We start from the raw sequence: 2462 nt of genomic DNA, 5'->3' as shown, positions 1-2462 counted from the left end.
TATAAAAAACTGGCCGGCAAAACAAAATTTGACAAACCGGCAAACTGGAAGGGGGCTTTTCAATTATTGATTGGCCTAGTGGAAAAATCGAAGCAGAAACGGAAAGTGATCTTTATTGATGAATTGCCCTGGTTTGATACTACTAATGCAGGCTTTATTCCGGCGCTGGAGCATTTTTGGAATCATTGGGCATCGGCAAGAAAAGATGTGGTATTAATTGTTTGCGGCTCCGCTGCTTCGTGGATGATCAATAAACTTATCAATAATAAAGGCGGCCTGCACAACAGGGTTACTTACCGGTTAAAAATTGTACCGTTTACCCTGTATGAATGTGAGTTGTTTTTAAAAGCAAAAGGTTCGGTGCTCGACAGGTATCAAATAACACAACTGTATATGGTATTAGGCGGAATACCATTTTACTGGGAGCAGGTACAGCGGCGTTTAAGTTCGGCACAAAATATTGAACGTATTTGCTTTTCGCAAAATGGATTGTTGCGTACGGAGTTTAATAATTTGTTCAGTTCGTTATTTACAAATTGGGATAAGCATGTAAGTGTTGTGCAGGTACTGGCAAAAAAAGCGGCCGGGCTTACAAGAGATGAAATTGTAAAAGGTGCAAAACTGCCTAATGCAGGTAGCACCACAAGAATACTTAATGAACTGGAAGAAAGCGGGTTTATAAAAAAGTATGTACCGTTTGGTAAAAAAATGCGTAACAGTCTTTACCAACTGGTAGATTTTTACACGCTTTTTTACATGCGGTATTTAAAAGATGTACAGGCCGATAATAAAAATAACTGGCTTAACAGTATTGATACACCTAAACACCGGGCCTGGAGCGGTTATGCTTTTGAACAGGTTTGCCTTTGCCATATTGAGCAACTGAAAAAAGCACTGGGCATTGGCGGGGTTGAAACATACAGTTCATCGTGGCGAAGTGCAGCAAAGGACGGAGGGGCGCAAATAGATTTGGTAATTGATAGAAAGGATATGGTGATTAATTTATGTGAAATGAAATTTTCAATTAATCCTTTTGTTATTGAAAAAAAATACGCCATGGAGTTGAGGAATAAAATGGGAATTTTTAGAAAAGAAACAGGCACAAGAAAAGCCTTATTTCTTACTATGATAACCACTTTTGGATTAAAGCAAAATGCACATTCAAGCGGCCTTGTGCAAAACGATTTAAGATTGGATGCATTATTTAAACGGGTTGATTATGGCTTGCTGCAATAAAATTTGACTTGGCTATAACTACCTATTTTTTACTAGTTATAGCCAAACTAAAAGTAACGGTAATTTTTAAACAGGTAAATACTCATGCTTACTATTGGAATTTTAGGTTTAGGCGAAGGCCGCAGTACCATTTCTGCAGCATTACAAAGCAGTAAAGTAAATCTTAAAATGATTTGCGATGCCAATACGGAATTGTGTGTGCAACGGGCCGATGAATTTAAAATGTATGAGTACACTACCGATTATAATGAAATGCTGAACGATGCAGCAATAGATATCATTGCTATTTATACACCCGATCATTTACATGCCGAACATATAAAGCAAGCCTTGCTGCACAACAAACACGTTATCTGCACCAAACCTTTTATTGATGATTTAAGCAAAGCAAAAGAATTAATAGACTTACAAAAGCAAAGCGGTAAAAAAGTTTTTGTAGGACAAAGCTCCCGTTTTTTTGAACCTTATAAAAAGCAGCGTAAAGATTTTGAAGAAGGTGTTATTGGAGAACTGATAACCATCGAAAGTCATTACAATGCCGATCACCGCTGGTTTTTAGAAAAGAAATGGGCGCTGGAAAAATCTTTTAAATGGTTGTATGGTGGCTTAAGCCACCCGGTAGATTTTATAAGATATTATTTACCCAACATTGAAGAAGTGATGGGTTATGGTATGATAAGCAGCAACGGCAAAACCGCAGGTTTAAAAAATGAAGACACAATGCATTTTATTTTTAAAGCCACCGACGGAAGAATAGCAAGAGTGAGTGGCAGTTACACCGGCCCAACACAACCCACCAAAAGAGACAGTGGTATGAGTTGCGTCTTACGTGGTACGCTAGGTGCAAGCCAGGCCGACTATCACGAATTACGTTATGCCGTAACAACAAAAGAAGGAGAAGAAAAAATAATTACCTGGGGCAACAGTACTTTAAAATATTATTTCCGTTTCGAAGGTCAAAGTCATCATGCCGGCGAGTACCAAAATTATTTAGAATATTTTATTGATAGCATCGAACAAAATTTTATTGCTTTTCCCGATTTAAAAGAAGGCATTGGAACGGTTGCATTGTTGCAGGCGATGGACAGGAGTTTGCAAACGGGATTGCCGGTAAAAGTAAAAGATGTTTTAGAGGAGTACGGACTTTAAAAACTGTCAGGCTGAGCTTGTCGAAGCCGGGTTGCGTTAGAGAAGAACTAGCTTTTAGCATAAACCCGCCTTCGACA

General features: G+C 38.5%; 2 protein-coding genes. Both read left to right on the top strand.

The window, feature by feature from the left end; genetic code table 11:
- Positions 1-1236, top strand: a 1236-nt coding sequence (locus tag ACY65O_RS19970) for an AAA family ATPase (protein ID WP_462222619.1), incomplete at its 5' end; no start/stop codon positions are given.
- Positions 1237-1320: 84 nt separating this feature from the next.
- Entirely contained in the window at positions 1321-2385 is a 1065-nt protein-coding gene (locus ACY65O_RS19965; protein ID WP_462222618.1) for a Gfo/Idh/MocA family protein, read from the top strand.
- Positions 2386-2462 lie beyond the last annotated feature (77 nt).

This window comes from Ferruginibacter sp., assembly GCF_031430955.1.
In the GTDB taxonomy this organism is placed as follows: Bacteria; Bacteroidota; Bacteroidia; order Chitinophagales; family Chitinophagaceae; genus Ferruginibacter.
Note: the sequence above shows the minus strand (reverse complement) of the source record. Positions and strands in the feature narration are given on the sequence as shown.